This window comes from Bradyrhizobium sp. ORS 375 (assembly GCF_000239775.1).
Lineage (GTDB): Bacteria > Pseudomonadota > Alphaproteobacteria > Rhizobiales > Xanthobacteraceae > Bradyrhizobium.
The window spans coordinates 12,626-29,465 of the sequence record NZ_CAFI01000313.1; the positions used below are offsets into that span (position 1 = coordinate 12,626).

The following is a 16,840-nucleotide window of genomic DNA, read 5'->3' on the forward strand; positions in this document are numbered from 1 at the left end:
ATGCGCGCCTGCGATATCGCGGGCCTGGGAAATGGAGAGCTTCGATGATGCGGCGTGTTCTGGCTGTGGTGGCAGGCCTGGCATGGGCAGGATCGGCCTATGCGGCGGACGTGAACCTGCTCAACGTGTCCTATGATCCGACCCGTGAACTCTATGTCGAGTTCAACAAGGCGTTCGCGGCGAGCTATCAGAAGGAGACCGGCAAGTCTGTCGAGATCAAGCAGTCGCATGGCGGCTCCGGCGCGCAGGCCCGCAGCGTGATCGACGGCCTGCAGGCCGACGTGGTCACCCTGGCGCTCGCCTATGACATCGACGCCATCGCCAACAAGGGCCTGCTCGACAAGGAATGGCAGAAGCGGCTGCCGCAGAACGCCTCGCCCTATACCTCGACCATCGTGTTCCTGGTCCGCAAGGGCAACCCGAAGGGCATCAAGGATTGGGACGACCTGCTGAAGTCCGGTGTCGACGTCATCACCCCGAATCCGAAGACCTCCGGCGGCGCCCGCTGGAACTATCTCGCAGCCTGGGGCTACGCGCTGAAGAAGACCGGCTCGGCCGACAAGGCGAAGCAGTTCGTCGCCGATCTCTATAAGCACGTTCCCGTGCTCGACACCGGCGCCCGCGGCGCGACCGTCACCTTCGTGGAACGCGGCGTGGGCGACGTGCTGCTGGCCTGGGAGAACGAGGCGTATCTGGCGCTGAAAGAATTCGGTAAGGAAAAGTTCGAGATCATCTCGCCCTCGCTCTCGATCCTGGCAGAACCGCCAGTTGCCGTCGTCGACACCGTCGTGGCCAAGAAGGGCACCCAGGCGGCCGCCGAAGCCTATCTGAAGTACTGGTATACGAAGGAAGGCCAGGAAATCGCCGCACGCAACTTCTATCGTCCGCGTGACGCCGACGTCGCCAAGAAGTACGCCGATGCGTTTGCCAAGGTCGACCTGTTCACGATCGACGACGTGTTCGGCGGCTGGACCAAGGCCCAGAAGGAGCATTTCGGCGAGGGCGGCGTCTTCGATCAGATCTACAAGAACTGACGATCCGGCACGGAAAAGGCACATCGGAATGAGCCAGGTGGCGTCTTGAGCGTACTTGCACCCCGACGCAGCACCTTGCCGGGCTTCGGTCTCACCATGGGACTGACGCTGACCTGGCTGTCCCTGATCGTGCTGATTCCGCTCGCCGGGCTGTTCGTCCGTTCGACCGATCTCAGCCTGGCGCAGTTCTGGGACATCGTCACCAGCCGGCGCACGCTGAGCGCGCTCAAGATCTCGTTCGGCCTCTCCTTCGCCGCCGCCTGCGTCAACCTGGTCATGGGCACCATCGTCGTGTGGGCGCTGGTGCGCTACCGCTTCCCGGGGCGCCGGCTGTTCGATGCCATCGTCGACGTGCCGTTCGCGCTGCCGACGGCGGTTGCCGGCGTGGCGCTGACGGCGCTGTTCGCACAGAAGGGCTGGCTCGGCGCGCCACTCGCGGCGGCCGGAATCAAGGTGGCGTTCACGCCGCTCGGCATCTTCATCGCCATGATCTTCATCGGCATCCCGTTCGTGGTCCGCACTGTGCAGCCGGTGCTGATCGACCTCGACCCGGAGATCGAGGAAGCGGCGGCCAGCCTCGGCGCCAGCCGCTGGCACATCGTCACCAAGGTGATCCTGCCGAGCCTGACGCCGGCGCTGCTTACCGGTTTCGCACTCGCCTTCGCCCGCGCCGTCGGCGAGTATGGCTCGGTGATCTTCATCGCCGGCAATCTCCCCAACGTGTCCGAGATTGCCCCCCTCCTGATCGTGATCCGCCTCTCCGAGTTCCGCTATGCCGACGCCACGGCCATTGCAGTGGTCATGCTTGTGGTGGCATTCGTGATCATCTTCGCGGTGAATCGCCTGCAGCGCTGGGCTCAGTCCCAGGCGTCCACCTGAGGCCGCGACATGAGCATCGAGATGACCCTGCAGCGGACGCCGGATGCATCGGCGCGCAGTCTGGCCGAAACCGCCGCCCGGCGCGATCCTCGCGCCGAGCCGACGGTCGTTCGCTACGCCATCATCACGCTGGCGATCGCCTTCCTGTCGATCTTCGTCGTGCTGCCGCTGGTCGTCGTGTTCGTCGAGGCGTTCGGCAAGGGCATCTCGGCCTATCTGTCGGCGCTGGCCGATCCCGAGGCGCTGTCGGCCATCCGTCTCACGCTCGGCGTCGCGGCTGTGTCGGTCGGCACGAACCTGGTGTTCGGCCTCGCCGCGGCCTGGGCGATCGCCAAGTTCGACTTCCCCGGCAAGACCTTCCTGATCACGCTGATCGACCTGCCGTTCTCGGTCAGCCCCGTCATCTCCGGCCTGGTGTTCGTGCTGCTGTTCGGCGCCCAGGGCTTCTTCGGACCCTGGCTGCAGGCGCACGATCTGCAGATCCTGTTCGCCTTCCCGGGCATCACGCTGGCCACGATCTTCGTCACCTTCCCGTTCGTGGCGCGCGCGCTGATCCCGCTGATGCAGGAGCAGGGCACGCAGGAGGAGGAGGCCGCGATCTCGCTCGGCGCCTCGGGCCTGCAGACCTTCTTCCGCGTCACGCTTCCCAATATCAAATGGGGCGTGCTGTACGGCGTCCTGCTGTGCAACGCGCGGGCGATGGGTGAGTTCGGCGCGGTCTCGGTGGTCTCCGGCCACATCCGCGGCGAGACCAACACGATGCCGCTGCTGGTCGAGATTCTCTACAACGAATACCAGATGGTGGCCTCATTCGCGATCGCCTCGCTGCTCGCGATGCTCGCGCTGATCACGCTGATCGCCAAGACCATTCTCGAACGCAACATCGACGGGGACCTGCCTCATGACCATTGAAGCAAGAGGCGTCGTCAAGACCTTCGGCTCCTTCAAGGCGCTCGACGGCGTCGACCTCAAGGTCGCCAATGGCGAGTTGCTGGCGCTGCTCGGTCCTTCAGGCTCGGGCAAGACCACACTGTTGCGGATCATCGCCGGGCTGGAATGGCCTGATGCGGGCGAGATCCTGTTCGACGGCGAGAACGCGCTCGACCGCGGCGCGCGCGAGCGCCACGTCGGCTTCGTCTTCCAGCACTACGCGCTGTTCCGGCACATGAGCGTGTTCGAGAACGTCGCCTTCGGCCTGCGCGTGCAGCCGCGCAGCATCCGCAAGAGCGAGGCGCAGATCCGCGCGCGGGTGAAGGAGCTGCTCGATCTCGTGCAGCTCGACTGGCTCGCCGACCGCTATCCGAGCCAGCTCTCCGGCGGCCAGCGCCAGCGCATCGCGCTGGCGCGCGCGCTCGCCATCGAGCCGCGCATCCTGCTGCTCGACGAGCCGTTCGGCGCGCTCGACGCCAAGGTGCGCAAGGAGCTCAGGCAGTGGCTGCGCACGCTGCATCATTCCATCAACGTCACGTCGATCTTCGTCACGCATGACCAGGAGGAGGCGCTCGAGGTCGCGCATCGCGTCGTGGTGATGGACAAGGGCCGCATCGAGCAGGTCGGCTCGCCGAACGACGTCTATGACAGCCCGGCGACGGCGTTCGTGCACGGCTTCATCGGCGAGTCGATCATGCTGCCAGTGGAGATCACCGGCGGCGCCGTGCATCTCAACGGCCGGCCGCTGGACATCGCGGCAGAAGGCGCAGCCGCGGGCGCGTCCACTCTGTTCGTGCGCCGTCACGATATGCTGATCGGCCCGGCCGACAGCGGCACCTTGCATGGCGCCGTCACCCACGTCCGCAGCTTCGGCCCGGTGCAGCGCGCCGAGATCGCGCTGACCGAAGGCTCCACCATCGAGATCGACGCCCCCCGCGACCGCGAGCTGAGAATTGGCGACCGCATCGGCCTGAAGCCGCGGCATTACCGGATCTTCGCGGGCGGGTAGGAGCGGTCGAGCTCAGGCTTGACCCAATTTGATTAGTTCCAGACAGCCGAACAACGACCGGTGTCCTCCCGGACAAGCCCGGCAACGCGTCAGCGTTGGCGGGCGTCGATCCGGGACCCTCACTCCGTGAAGTTTTGTTGGGGCACCCCGGAGCGGCATCGTGTCTCGCCACGACGGCCGCGGAGTATGGGTCCCGGCTCAAGGCCGGGACGACACCGAGGGTGTGGCGCCGTTCTCGTGATAACATCGGTGTCGTCCCGGACAAGCTCGGCAATGCGTCAGCGTTGCCGAGCGCAGATCCGGGACCCATACGCCGTGAAGCCTGTTTGCGGCACGCTGGAGCGGCATCGCGTTCCACCACGACCAGCACGGAGTATGGGTCCCGGCGCGGAGGCCGGGACGACACCGAATCTGTGGCGCCGTCGGTGGCTTGACCGCGCCGCCCTTATGGTGAACCAACCCTTACCGGGCCGCATTGGCTCAACTTGAACCGATGGAACTTACCGTCGATTCACCTTTCAGCCACGGTTGATGTGCAACAACCCGCCTCTCTTATCGGCACAGGGACTGGTTCATTGAAGCATCGGGCACTCGCTTTCTCCATCGCATTCCTGCTCGCCGGCTGCGCGGCGGAGACGCCGGTCGTGCAGGCGCCGACGATGTATGCCGATATGGCGGTCGCGGGCGCCAGGCTCGATGCGGTCGCCGCGGCGACGATGATCTCGCAATACCGGCAGAACAACGGGCTCGGCACGGTCGAGGTCGATCCCGAGCTGATGCGGCTGGCGGAGTCGCAGTCGAACGCGATGGCCGACAAGAACAAGCTCGATCATGACGTCCGCGCGCCGCTGGCGAAGCGCTTGAACGGCGCGGGCTACGACGCCGTCGTCGCGGTCGAGAACGTCTCGGCCGGCTATCACACGCTGGCGGAGGCGTTTTCCGGCTGGCGCGACTCGCCGCCGCACCGGGCCAACATGCTCAAGAGCGGTGTCACCAAAATAGGCATCGCGGCGAGCTACGCGCCAAATACCAAGTACAAGGTGTTCTGGACGATGATCCTGGCAGCGCCGGACGGCAAGAAGCCGTCGTGACGGGCAGGCCTGCTGCCGGCTTGCGCAACGGGTCGTACCCGCAATGATCCCGCATGTGACCGCCGTCACCTATCCTTTGGGGTGGATTGACGTCACCGCGAAGTGACGCCACGCTGTCGCTTTGGTTTGCTAATGACCGGCGCAATGACGCAACATCCCTTTCCTCCGCTGCCCGCAACCCCCACTCAGTCGCAACGTGTCCTCGTCCTGCAGGGCGGCGGCGCGCTCGGCTCCTACCAGGCCGGTGCCTATCAGGCGTTGTGCCACTTCGACTTCGAGCCGGAATGGGTCGCCGGTATCTCGATCGGCGCGATCAATGCGGCGATCATCGCCGGCAACGACCGCGACAAGCGCATCGGCCGGCTCAAGGAATTCTGGGAGATGGTGTCGTCGCCGGTGCCGTGGAAGCCGCTGCTCAACGGCGACCATCACCGCTCCGCCTTCAACGAGGTCAGCGCCGGGCTGATCGCCGCCTTTGGTGTGCCTGGCTTCTTCACGCCGCGCTTTCCGCCGGCACCGTTGTGGCCGGCCGGCACGCTGCAATCGGTCAGCTATTACGACACCGCGCCGCTGAAGCGCACCTTGGAGCGGCTGGTCGATTTCGACCGCATCAACGATCTCAAGACGCGGCTGTCGGTCGGCGCCGTCGGCGTCACCACCGGCAATTTCACCTATTTCGACAATGTCGAATTCAGCAAGCAAGGCAAGCGGATCGGGCCCGAGCACATCATGGCCTCCGGCGCTCTGCCGCCGGGCTTTCCGCCGGTCGAGATCGACGGCGAGCATTATTGGGACGGCGGCATCGCCTCCAACACGCCGCTCGACTACGTGTTGGACACCGAGACCGATCGCGATCTCCTGATCTTCCAGGTCGATCTGTTCTCCGCCCGCGGCGAGCTGCCGCGCACTCTGCTGGAAGCGGCCGAGCGCGAGAAGGACATCCGCTATTCCAGCCGGACGCGGATGAACACCGACAAGAACCGCATGATCCACAACACGCGCAAGGCGCTGCGCGAGCTCTATGCCCGGCTGCCGGACGAGCTGCGCAACGATCCCTCGCTCGAGATCCTGTGCAAGGCCGCGCAGGAGAACACCGTCACGGTGGTGCACCTGATCTATCGCAGCAAGAGCTACGAGAGCTCGTCGAAGGACTACGATTTTTCCCACGTCGCCATGGTCGAGCATTGGGAGGCGGGCGTGCGCGACGTCCACCAGTCGATGAGCCACAAGGATTGGCTGGAGCGGCCGCAGTCCGGCGAGACCATGGTCACCTACGATCTCACGCAGGACGGCAGCCTCGCTGCCGCCAAGAAGGAGTGAAGCAATGACGACGAATCTGAAGGGCAAGACCGCCGTGGTCACCGGCTCGACCAGCGGCATCGGTCTTGCGATTGCGCGCGGCCTTGCCGGCGCCGGCGCCAACATCGTGCTCAACGGCTTCGGCGCGCCTGCCGATATCGAGAAGGAGCGCGCGGGCATCGAGAGCGAGTTCAAGGTGAAGGCGGTGCACTCACCGGCCGACATGAGCAAGCCGGCCGAGATCGCCGGCATGATCGCGCTTGGCGAGAGCACCTTTGGCTCCGTCGACGTCCTGGTCAACAATGCCGGCATCCAGTTCGTCTCGCCGGTCGAGGAGTTCCCGCCGGAGAAATGGGAGCAGATCATCGCGATCAACCTGTCCTCGGCGTTCTACGGCATTCATGCGGCCGTGCCCGGCATGAAGAAGCGCGGCTGGGGGCGCATCATCAACACCGCGTCGGCGCACTCGCTGGTCGCCTCGCCGTTCAAGTCGGCCTATGTCTCGGCCAAGCACGGCATCGCCGGCCTGACCAAGACGGTCGCGCTCGAGCTCGCCACCTTCAAGATCACCTGCAACTGCATCTCGCCGGGCTATGTCTGGACGCCGCTGGTGGAGAAGCAGATCCCGGACACGATGAAGGCGCGCAATCTCACCAAGGAGCAGGTCATCAACGACGTGCTGCTGGCCGCGCAGCCGACCAAGGAGTTCGTCACCGTCGACCAGGTCGCCGCGCTGGCGCTGTTCCTGTGCAGCGACGAGGCGGCGCAGATCACCGGCACCAACCTGTCGATCGACGGCGGCTGGACCGCGGCGTAAGGTCGCCCACTCGCCGCTCTCTCCATGGTGATCGCCCGGCTTGACCGGGCGATCCAGGAAACACCGGCAGCTGTGATCGGCTGAGGCGCCGCGGCGTACTGGATTCCCCGCCTTCGCGGGGAATGACAGTCGGGGGTGGCTGGGCCCTGCGGCGCAAGCCCATGCAGTTTCGCGTGCGAGGCGGGTTTCACTTCAGCGCGGTCCGTTCTACAAGCGTGCGTCTTTCGAACGCACGCCCACGGACCTCACCTTGCTGACCACCATCATCGGCCTCGGCGCCGCCACCTGCACCACATGCTCGTTCCTGCCGCAGGTCATCAAGGCCTGGCGCTCGCGCTCGACCCACGACATTTCGATGGGCATGTTCGTGCTGCAGACCACCGGCAACTCGATGTGGCTGCTATACGGCGCGCTGATCAGCGACCTGCCGCTGGTCGTCGCCAACGCCATCACCCTGGCGCTGGTCGCGGCGATCCTCGGCCTCAAGCTGCGCTACGGCTAGGTTAGGCGCGCAGCGCTCAGCTGCGGCGCGCGAAGATGTTGGTGTTGGTCGACGCGACGCTCTGGCCGGGCGGCAGCACAACGACGGTCGAGCCGAGCTGGACGCGGCTGTAGAGATCGGCGACATCCTGGTTGGTCATGCGGATGCAGCCGGACGAGATCGCCTGGCCGATATATTCGGGCTGGTTGGTGCCATGGATGCGGTACAGCGAGTCGCGGTTGCCCTCGTAGAGATAGATCGCGCGGGCGCCGAGCGGGTTGGCGGGGCCGCCTGCGACGCGCTTCGGATACGGTCCGAGGCGGGCCTGGATCTCCGCGGTGGGAACCCAGTCCGGCCACTCCGCCATCTTGCCGACCGTCGCGATGCCGTGAAAGGCCTGCGCCTCCTCGCCGACGGCGACGCCGTAGCGCACGGCCTTGCGATCGGGGAGAACGTAGTAGAGGAAGCGCGCATCGGTATCGACGACGATGGTGCCCGGCTGTTCCTGCCTCGTGTATTCGACGATGTGGCGCTGGAACTGCTCCGGGATCTGCGCCTCGGCATAGGGCGCGCGCGCCAGCAGCTGACGATCGCGCGGCGTCAGCGCGGCGTCGGTGGTCGGCGACAGCGTCGCCTCCATACAGCCCGCCAACACCAACGGCGCGGCCAGCACCATTGCGAGCCCCAGTCTCGGCATCTCGATCTCCCCCAAACGCGCGGTCGAAGCCATGTGCCGGAAGGATCGCGCCAATATCAAGGCGTTGCACCCAACACTTGCGTGATCGCAGTGCTCGGACGTGTGAGTCGGGATGATGCTCTTAGTTCCGTCAAGCTAAGGACAAGATGACGCAACCGTTACGTCAACATGGTTCCCTCACGACGCCTTGCCGAAGGCAAGAACGTGCAAGCCCAGCCGTCGCTTGACGATGCGGAACAGCAGCACGGTCTCGAACGCCAGTGACAGCGAGGTGGCGGCTGCGGCGCCATGACCGCCGAATCGCGGCACCAGCAGGATGCACAGCACGAGGTTCATCACGAAAGCCGCCGCATAGGCGGAGGCGCAGGCGCGCTGCTGGCCCAACATATTCAGGAGCCGCTCGACGGGGCCAATGGCCGAGCGCACGACAAGACCGACCGCGGCGATGAACATGATGTCGTAGCCGCTCATGAACTGCGCGCCGAACAGCCATAGCAGCGGCCTGCCGAGCGCGAGCAGCACCAGGGTTGCCGCGAGCGATGGCCAGAACGTCCACTTGATCGCGTGGGCGACATAGGCCGACAGCCGCGCCTTGTCGCCGAGCGCATGATACTCGGCGAAGCGATGCGCCGTGGTCGCCGACATCGCGTAGTGGATGAACGACACCAGCGCGAGCGTCTTCACCACCGCGAAATAGACGCCGACCTCTTCCGACGAGCGGAATTGCTGCAGTACCAGCACGTCGGTGTAGGACAGCAGCAGATAGAAGCTCTCGACCAGGAGGATCGGCAGCGAGATCGCGAGCCAGCCGCGCAGATCATATTGCTTCGCGCCCGGCGCAATGTGCCGGCCGAGCCGGCGGTTCAGCACCAGCATCTGGCCGAGCATCGCGAGCCACACCGCGGCGGCGCTCGCGGCCATCGCCGCGGTCGCGCCGAGATCGAAGCCGAGCACGAAGGCCCCTGCGGTGAAGCCGATGATCAAGGTCTGCCGGATGATGAATTGCGGCATCAGCCCGAGCGCCATCCAGTCGTGCGAGCGCGCGATGCCGTCCTGGGTGTTGGCGACCACGAAGGCCGGCAATGTCAGGCAGCCGATATACAGCGGCAGTCGCTCGCCTGCGTCGATCCACGGCGACAGCAGCGCGACCAGGCCGGCGAGCAGCAGCGCGGCGATGCTGGAGGTGGCAAGCGTCAGCCAGCGGCCGCCGGACAGGAAGCCGCGCAATAGCGCCTGCCGGTTCGTGGTGCGGTAGTCCGGAATGATCTTCTGCGCCGAGGAGGCGATGCCGAAATCGAGCATGCTGCCGAGCAGCAGCACCCAGGTCCAGACATAGACATAGGTGCCATAATCCGAGCCGCCCATCCAGCGCGCGAGCAGGATCTGGCTGAGATAGGCGAGGCCGGCGCTGAGCACGCGAATGAGAAAGATGGTGCCCGCCAGCCGCCGCGTCAGCGACGCCTCGCCGCTGCCGCCGAGCGCGGCAAGCCGCGCCTTCAGCTTGGCGAGCAGGCCTGAGGATACGGGATCGTTGCGGGCGTCCATCACGGCCACGGCGGCGGCTCCACGGCCGCGCGGACGGCGGCGATGGTGCTTCCTATCAACGCATCGTTAAGAATCGGTTGGATCGCCCGCATTCGCCTTCGCCAGACGGCGCCACCGCCACCTTAGGGCAGGTTGACGTTGAACTCGTAGGCCTTGTCCGGCGAGACCAGCGTGAGCTTCAACGCCGCGCCGTCAGGCTTCACGCCCGGCGGCACGCCGTCGAGCTCGAAGGCGAAGCGCGTGATCCCCGGCGTGCCGCTGTCGCGCATGGTCGGGATCGGCAGGGCCCAGTCCGGCGTCGGCCCCTCGACATAGAGGTGGACGCCGCGCCCCTCGGGGGCTGCGACGTCGACGATCACATCCTTCTTGCCGTCGCGCTTGACGTCGCGAATCGTGAGCGGGTTGGGATCGCCGACATTGGCCGGCTTGGGCACGGTATCCAGGGCGGCCGACAACGCGGTGTCCTCGGTGCTGGCAACGCTGGTGAAGGCGAGCTCGGCCTTCGCTTCCACCGGGATGCAGATCTTCTCGCATACCGCGTAGCTGATGTCGGCGCGCAGGATCATCGGCTTGTCAGCACTCTTGCTGACGATGCGCAGCGGCAGCACGACGGAATCGTGATAGCCGAGCGAATGGCCACCCGCGCCGTCGTCGAACTTGGTCGGAGCCGGCCACAGAACGGTCACGGCTTCGACGTTCTCCGACTTGGAGAAGTCGAACCGCGGCGGCACGCCTGAATCACCCGGCGTCCGCCAATAGGTCTTCCATCCCGGCTGGAGCTGGAAGGCGATGCCTCCCAGCAGCACCGGGCCGCTGCGCGAGCCCGCCAGCAGGCGCACCGCGGAGTGGCTGTCGCGCTGCCAGGGCGAGGAATCCTGCGCGCGCGCGTCGAGCGCCAGGCAGCTCGACACGATGGCGGCGATGAACAGTGTGGCGGAGTGGTGAGGAACCAAGGCGGACATGAGACGTCTTTAGTGTGCTGTTCAGCCGCAAACCATTGAATTGCTTGTGAGGCAGATTTCGCCGCGGGGACCTGAACCTTGATTGACAGATGCGCATCCCAATATCAGGATATCAACGATCATGAGAGTCCGCGCGGATGAATCCTGAAGCAAAACGGCTCGCCGACATTCGCCGCAAAGTGACCGGGATCGGCGATCATGCCTCTCACGGCGGCTACCTCGACGGCCAATTGCTGGTCGCGATGCCGGTGATGGGCGATTCCCGCTTCGAGCGCTCGGTGATCTATCTGTGTGCGCATTCGGCCGAGGGCGCCATGGGTATCATGGTGAACCGGCCGGCCGGCAGCATCGATTTCCCGCAGCTGTTGATGCAGCTGAATATCATCGAGAAGGGCGACCAGATCACGCTGCCCGATAGCGCCGAGACGATGAAGGTGCTCAGTGGCGGTCCCGTCGACACCGGCCGGGGCTTCGTGCTGCATTCGAGCGACTACTTCATCGCCAACGCCACGTTGAAGATCAACGACGGCGTTTGCCTGACGACGACGATCGACATTCTCAAGGCGATCGCCAAGGGCAATGGCCCGAAGCATGCCATCCTCGCGCTCGGCTATGCCGGCTGGCGCGCGGGCCAGCTCGAGGAAGAGATCCAGGACAATGGCTGGCTGCATTGCGACGCCGATCCCGAGCTGATCTTCGGCGACAATGTCGAGAACAAATACGACCTCGCGCTGCGCAAGATCGGCATCGACCCCGGCATGCTGTCCAACGCTGCGGGGCATGCGTAGGCGGTGTGGCACCGCTCTTGCCGCTCTCCAAGTTCACAATAGGTTTTGTTAGAACTCGCTGTTCCTCCGGGTCGTCCCGGCCTCCGAGCCGGGACCCATACGCCGCGGCGGGTGTGGTGACGCACGGTGCCGATCAAGCGGACTTAACAATAGATGTCACGGAGTATGGGTCTCGGATCGGCGTCCCACAACGCTTGCGCGTTGCCGGACTTGTCCGGGACGACACCGATGTTGTTGAGGCTCTGCGAACATCTCTCCATGACGTTAAGGCAGAGCTCCCGCGACGAGCTACTCCGCCGCCTGCTGCGCCACCGTCGGCTCGGTGCCGGCCACGGTCGCGCGGCGCATGTCGCGCGGCTGTGACTGATCGTAGCGACGGACGCGGTGCACGGTCTGGCGGTTGTCCCACATGACCAGGTCGTGCAGCCGCCATTTGTGCACGTAGACGAAGTCCGGCTGCGTCGCGTGCTCGGTGAGATCGCGCAGCAGCAGGCGTCCTTCGGGCATGCTCATGCGCACGACGGCGCCGGCATGCGAGGACAGGTACAGCGACTTGCGGCCGTGCGCCGGATGGGTTCGCACCAGCCGTTGCCTCACCGGCTTGAACATCTCCTTCTCCTCGTCGGTGTAGTCGAGGAAGCCGAGTGAGCCGCGCGAATACATCAGCGAATGTTCGCACACGAGATCGTCGATCTCGGCCTTGGTCTCCTCGTCGAGCGCATCATAGGCCGCGCGCATGTCGGCGAACTCGGTGTTGCCGCCCTTCGGATTCACGATGCGCGCCGACAGGATGGAGTACTTCGCCGGGATCGGCCGGAACGAGCTGTCGGAATGCCACAGGCAGTTGCCGAGGTTGAACAGATGCGTGCGATGATCTGCTGGCAGCGGCTTGCCGTCCTTGCCGAGATTGGAGACGTCGTTGAGGCCGGTGGTGAGACGGTAGTCCTCCTTCTTCGTCACGGTGCCGCCGCGGGCCTGCTCCCGCTCGCCGAAATTCAGCGCAAAGGCGAGCTGCTGCTCGTCGGTGATGTCCTGATCATGGAACACGAGCACGGCGTAGTCATCGATCGCGGCCTGCAGCTGCGCGACCTCATCTCGCGTGAGCGGTCGGCGCAGATCGACGCCTGAGACTTCGCCGACGAAATGGCGATGCAGCTGCCGGATGGCGATGGCCATGGCGTCCTCCTTGCGTGTCCTCGTCGCGGCGGCTCGGTCAGTCCGCTTCAAGCTCGGAGGCTACGCCTGCAGCTTGCGAAGTCAACGCGAGCGCTGAACGCAGCGCGCACGCCTGTCATGCTCGCGCGGCAGGCATCACGCGTTGCGCGCCATCAGCCCGCCGTCGACCGGGATGACGGCGCCGGTGATGAACGAAGCCGCCGGCAGGCACAGGCTCAAGGTCATGTGCGCCACCTCCTCGGGATCGCCATAGCGTCCGAGCGCGGTGCGGCGCCTGGCATAGGTCGCTTTCTGCTCGTCGGGGATGCGCGCGGTCATCGCGGTGGTGATCGGCCCCGGGCAGATGCAGTTGACGGTGATGCCGTCGCGGCCGAGCTCGACCGCGAGGGAGCGCGTCAGTCCGGTGACGCCGGCCTTGGCCGCGGAATAGGCGCTGTGCAGGGCGGTGGCGCCGAGCGCCTCGGTCGAGGCGATGTTGACGATGCGCGGAGTTGTTGATCGGCGCAGATGCGGTAGCGCCGCGCGGATCACCCGTTGCTGCGCCGTCAGCATCACGGCGAGACCCTTTGCCCAGGCCTCATCGTAGGTCTCGTCATCGATCGCCACCCGCACCGAAATGCCGGCGTTGTTGACCACGATGTCGAGGCCGCCGAAATGCGCCGCCGCGCTGGCGACGACGGCTGAGATCGCGTCGCGGTCGGCGAGATCGAGTCGCCAGGCCCGCGCAACTCCGCCCGCAGCTGCGATCTCGGCGGCGACGGCGCGCGCGCCGTCCTCGTCGATGTCGGTCACCGCGACCTGCGCGCCCTCATCGGCAAACACCCGCGCGGTGGCGCGGCCCATGCCGGACGCCGCGCCCGTCACCAGGACGGTCAAGCCCTGCACCGATCGGCTGAGCTGCTTGTGGTCCGACATATTTGCGGCTCGCGGAAATAGATGCATCACGTCAGCATGTTCGAATTAGCATCAAACGGATCTGACCGGTAGGCACGATCGATGGCCGCGGACATTCACGGCATGGCATCGACAGCCCAGCTCAGAGCGCCTGCAGATGCGCCTTACTCAACTTTGCCGCACTGCCACCTATCATCCGGCGCGGCAGCCCCCACGTTCTCTGATGCACCGGGCGTTGCCCACCGCAAGCTGAACGGAGTCATCATGGCCTCGCGGAAGACAATCATGACATTCGTGGCCGCCGCCCTCATGGCGGTCACGCACGCGCACGCCGACAGCATCAATGCGGGCAACCGCCGGCCCAGCACCACCCAGCCCTTCAATGCCCAGAACATCGCCGAGTTCGATACGCCGTGGGCGATCGCGTTCCTGCCGGACGGGCGGATGCTGGTGACCGAGAAGCCAGGCCGCATCTTCGTTGTCACTCAGAGCGGCAAGAAAACCGAGATCGGCAATGTGCCCGCTGTGGCCGCGAGCGGCCAGAATGGCCTGTTGGACATCGCGGTGTCGCCGAGCTTTGCGACCACCTCGCAGATCTACATGACCTACACGGAGCCGGGCACGGATGGCAGCCGTCTCGTTCTCACCCGTGCTGTCTTGTCGCTGGCCGACGATCGCGCCACGCTGACGGATCCGACCGTGATCTGGCGACAGACGCCCGCCGGTGGCGGTGGTCAGCCCGGCGGCATCATCGCCTTCGATCCGCAGGGAGCGCATCTGTTCCTGACGGTGGGTGACCGTATGCAGCCGAACAGCGCGCAGGATCCGCGACAGGCGCGCGGCAAGGTGCTCAGGCTCAATCTCGACGGCTCGACGCCATCAAACAATCCGCTGGCCGAGGACAAGGGCGTGCCGGCCCAGACCTGGACGACCGGCCATCGCAATCCCTATGGCCTCGCGTTCGCGCCGGACGGCAAGCTCTGGCTGCACGAGATGGGGCCGCGTGGCGGCGACGAGCTCAACCTGATCGAGCCGGGCAAGAACTATGGCTGGCCGCTGGTCTCGAACGGCGACAATTACGACGGCACGCCGATCCCCCGCCACGCCACGCGACCGGACCTGACTGCGCCGCCGCTGTATTGGGATCCCGTGATCGCGCCGGCCGGGCTTGCCTTCTACGACGGCGCGATGTTTCCGCAATGGAAGGGGTCGGCGCTGATCGGAGGCTTGCGGGCGCATGCGCTGGTCCGTGTTGCGTTTCGCGCCGACGGCCAGCCGGATGAAGCCGAACGTTGGGACATGGGCGACCGTATCCGCGATGTTGCAGTCGCGCCGGATGGCGCCGTCTGGATCATCGAGGACGACTCGCCCGGTCGTCTCAGACGGTTGACGCCGGCGAAATAGTTCCCGTCTGCAGCGCGTCGGCGCAAGCCGCTGACGCGTTGACAGCGTGGGGTCTGCTCTCCACATGGCGAACAAACAACAAGACGAGGGCGGGGAGATGAACGCGCTGGATTTTTCGGGGCGCCAAGTGCTGGTGATCGGCGGTTCCAGCGGCATTGGCAACGGCATCGCGCAGGCGTTTCGCGCGCAGGGCGCTCGCGTCGCGATCTGCGGCACGCGCGGCAGCGCGGCCGAGTATCGCGCCGAGGATGGTTCCGATCTCGAGGGCCTGGACTATCATCAACTCGACGTCAGCAACGCCGCGGCGATCGAGGCGTTTGCGCCAGGCTTCGATCGGCTGGACGTGCTCGTGCTGGCGCAGGGCGCGGTGCTGTATCGGCGCGGCGAATTCGCGATGGATGGCTTCCGCAAGGTGATGGAGGTCAATCTCATCAGCCTGATGGGCTGTGCGACGAAGTTTCACACCATGCTGCGCGACGCGAAGGGCGCGCTGATCATCGTGTCGTCGACGGCGGCGTATCACTCCACCATGGGCAATCCCGCCTACAATGCCTCCAAGACGGGAGCCGTCGGGCTGACGCGGACCCTGGCCGAGGCCTGGGCCGGCGACGGTATCCGCGTCAACGGCATCGCGCCAGGGCTGGTCGATACCAAGATGACCAAGGTGACGACCGCCAATCCGCAGCGCCTCGAAGGCGCTCTGCAACGGATTCCGCTGAAGCGGCTCGGCACGCCGCAGGACATGGCGGGGGCCGCGTTGTTTCTGGCTTCGCCGCTGTCGTCCTACATCATCGGCCAGACCATCGTCGTCGACGGCGGGCTGATTTTGTAGTTCGTCGGAACCGTCGCCGCCCGAGCCGGTTAGCAGAGCGGAAAGCCCCGCAAACGCGAGACAAGGAGAGGCGGCGATGGATACGGATCGGTTGACCGGAACGGCGAAGGATGTCGCAGGCAAGGTCGAGGGCGGCATCGGCGAGATGACGGGAGACAAGAGCACGCAGGCCTCGGGCCGCGCGCGCGAGGCTTCGGGCGTCGTGCAGAACCTGTACGGCCAGGCCAAGGACGCCGCCCGCGAGGCCGGCGATGCGGCGATGGACTACGCCAAGGATACGTTCGGCAGCAGCACCGACAGCTTGCGTGACGGCACTCAGGCCCTGACCAAGCGCGTGCAGGACAATCCGATGGGTGCGCTGCTGGTGGCGGGCGGCATCGGCTTCCTGCTCGCGATGCTGATGCGTCCGAGCCGGCCGCAGCCGCAGCGCTGGCGCTACTGAGCCGATCGCAGCGTCATCATTGAATAGACAATCGGCCCGCATTCGTTTTCGAATGCGGGCCGATTTGTTGTGCCGATCTCTCAAGGGATGGCAGTCGTCTCGTCCGGTGTCAGCGTGCCGGCGCGTCGAGCACCGCGGCCGAGCGGCCGACGGCGGCGGGCGGACGGGGCGGGGCATTGGGATTACGCGCCGTCGGCGGCCTGGGCGGCGCGGCCGGCTGCTGCTGTTGCGGCGCGCCGAAGCCGAAGAAGTCGCGCAGTCCCTGGCCCCCCTGATTGGCTTGGCCGTTCTGATTTGGCGGTTGAGCCTGGCCCGGAGCCGGCTGACCCGGAGTGGTCAGCCGCTTCGGCCGCTGCTGCGGCGGAAGCTGACCGGGCGTGCCCTGCGGCGCTTCCGCAGGCGACGTCGCCGCAACCGGCGTATCGGGCTTGCTGAGCTCCTTGGGCGGCTCCTTGGCCTGCTCGCGGCCGACCTCGCGGCGCGGCCAGACGAAGTCGTCGGCGCGCCCGGCCGGCGGGCTCAGCGCCTCGCCCTTGACCAGGGTGCGTGAAGCCAGCGCA

Annotated in this window: 17 protein-coding genes and 1 pseudogene; 12 read left to right on the top strand and 6 right to left on the bottom strand. The window is 66.0% G+C overall.

Annotated elements, in window-relative coordinates; genetic code table 11:
* Positions 1–44: 44 nt before the first annotated feature.
* The 8 genes from BRAO375_RS22995 to BRAO375_RS23030 all read left to right on the top strand — a co-directional run bounded on the left by BRAO375_RS22995 (position 45) and on the right by BRAO375_RS23030 (position 7,561).
* Positions 45–1,034, top strand: coding sequence for a sulfate ABC transporter substrate-binding protein (locus BRAO375_RS22995; RefSeq protein WP_035641735.1), 990 nt, complete (start codon positions 45–47; stop codon positions 1,032–1,034).
* A 45-nt stretch (positions 1,035–1,079) separates the two neighbouring features.
* Positions 1,080–1,913, top strand: a complete 834-nt coding sequence (gene cysT, locus BRAO375_RS23000; protein WP_006614652.1) for a sulfate ABC transporter permease subunit CysT — start codon at positions 1,080–1,082, stop codon at positions 1,911–1,913.
* 9 nt (positions 1,914–1,922) lie between these two features.
* Positions 1,923–2,825, top strand: coding sequence for a sulfate ABC transporter permease subunit CysW (gene cysW / locus BRAO375_RS23005; protein ID WP_009029850.1), 903 nt, complete (start codon positions 1,923–1,925; stop codon positions 2,823–2,825).
* Complete coding sequence (locus BRAO375_RS23010) at positions 2,815–3,852, top strand: sulfate/molybdate ABC transporter ATP-binding protein (RefSeq protein WP_009029851.1); 1,038 nt, start codon at positions 2,815–2,817, stop codon at positions 3,850–3,852. Before cysW ends, BRAO375_RS23010 begins: the two co-directional genes overlap by 11 nt.
* 575 nt (positions 3,853–4,427) lie before the next feature.
* Entirely contained in the window at positions 4,428–4,943 is a 516-nt protein-coding gene (locus tag BRAO375_RS23015; RefSeq protein WP_009029852.1) for a CAP domain-containing protein, read from the top strand.
* A 144-nt stretch (positions 4,944–5,087) separates the two neighbouring features.
* Positions 5,088–6,263 carry a DUF3734 domain-containing protein gene (locus BRAO375_RS23020; protein WP_009029853.1) on the top strand — a complete coding sequence of 392 codons (1,176 nt, stop codon included), beginning with the start codon at positions 5,088–5,090 and terminating at the stop codon, positions 6,261–6,263.
* 4 nt (positions 6,264–6,267) lie between these two features.
* Complete coding sequence (locus tag BRAO375_RS23025) at positions 6,268–7,059, top strand: 3-hydroxybutyrate dehydrogenase (RefSeq protein ID WP_009029854.1); 792 nt, start codon at positions 6,268–6,270, stop codon at positions 7,057–7,059.
* A 250-nt stretch (positions 7,060–7,309) separates the two neighbouring features.
* Positions 7,310–7,561, top strand: coding sequence for a SemiSWEET transporter (locus BRAO375_RS23030; protein ID WP_009029855.1), 252 nt, complete (start codon positions 7,310–7,312; stop codon positions 7,559–7,561).
* Positions 7,562–7,577: 16 nt separating this feature from the next.
* Here the strand turns inward: BRAO375_RS23030 and BRAO375_RS23035 are convergent, their stop codons facing one another.
* From BRAO375_RS23035 to BRAO375_RS23045, 3 genes are all read right to left on the bottom strand, one after another.
* Positions 7,578–8,237: a L,D-transpeptidase gene (locus BRAO375_RS23035; protein WP_035641744.1), complete on the bottom strand. Its 660-nt coding sequence runs from the start codon at positions 8,235–8,237 to the stop codon at positions 7,578–7,580.
* A 177-nt stretch (positions 8,238–8,414) separates the two neighbouring features.
* Entirely contained in the window at positions 8,415–9,791 is a 1,377-nt protein-coding gene (locus tag BRAO375_RS23040; protein ID WP_009029857.1) for a lipopolysaccharide biosynthesis protein, read from the bottom strand.
* A gap of 113 nt (positions 9,792–9,904) precedes the next feature.
* Positions 9,905–10,744 (bottom strand): protein-disulfide reductase DsbD domain-containing protein, encoded by an 840-nt coding sequence (locus BRAO375_RS23045; RefSeq protein ID WP_009029858.1) that lies wholly within the window; start codon positions 10,742–10,744, stop codon positions 9,905–9,907.
* Positions 10,745–10,881: 137 nt separating this feature from the next.
* On the opposite strand from BRAO375_RS23045, the gene BRAO375_RS23050 reads away from it, so the two are divergent.
* Positions 10,882–11,532, top strand: a complete 651-nt coding sequence (locus BRAO375_RS23050; RefSeq protein ID WP_009029859.1) for a YqgE/AlgH family protein — start codon at positions 10,882–10,884, stop codon at positions 11,530–11,532.
* A gap of 288 nt (positions 11,533–11,820) precedes the next feature.
* On the opposite strand, the gene BRAO375_RS23055 is transcribed toward BRAO375_RS23050, so the two are convergent.
* Together BRAO375_RS23055 and BRAO375_RS23060 are read right to left on the bottom strand one after the other, a co-directional pair.
* Entirely contained in the window at positions 11,821–12,708 is an 888-nt protein-coding gene (locus tag BRAO375_RS23055) for a TauD/TfdA dioxygenase family protein (protein WP_009029861.1), read from the bottom strand.
* Between the two features lie 135 nt (positions 12,709–12,843).
* Complete coding sequence (locus BRAO375_RS23060; protein WP_009029862.1) at positions 12,844–13,623, bottom strand: SDR family NAD(P)-dependent oxidoreductase; 780 nt, start codon at positions 13,621–13,623, stop codon at positions 12,844–12,846.
* Positions 13,624–13,887: 264 nt separating this feature from the next.
* Between BRAO375_RS23060 and BRAO375_RS23065 the strand changes: the two genes are divergently transcribed.
* From BRAO375_RS23065 to BRAO375_RS23075, 3 genes are all read left to right on the top strand, one after another.
* Positions 13,888–15,006, top strand: a complete 1,119-nt coding sequence (locus BRAO375_RS23065; protein ID WP_244423245.1) for a PQQ-dependent sugar dehydrogenase — start codon at positions 13,888–13,890, stop codon at positions 15,004–15,006.
* Positions 15,007–15,103: 97 nt separating this feature from the next.
* Positions 15,104–15,838, top strand: a complete 735-nt coding sequence (locus tag BRAO375_RS23070; protein WP_009029864.1) for an SDR family NAD(P)-dependent oxidoreductase — start codon at positions 15,104–15,106, stop codon at positions 15,836–15,838.
* A 76-nt stretch (positions 15,839–15,914) separates the two neighbouring features.
* Positions 15,915–16,280, top strand: a complete 366-nt coding sequence (locus BRAO375_RS23075) for a CsbD family protein (RefSeq protein WP_009029865.1) — start codon at positions 15,915–15,917, stop codon at positions 16,278–16,280.
* A gap of 109 nt (positions 16,281–16,389) precedes the next feature.
* On the opposite strand, the pseudogene BRAO375_RS23080 reads toward BRAO375_RS23075, so the two are convergent.
* A pseudogene (locus tag BRAO375_RS23080) lies at positions 16,390–16,840 on the bottom strand (DUF459 domain-containing protein); the annotation flags it as partial.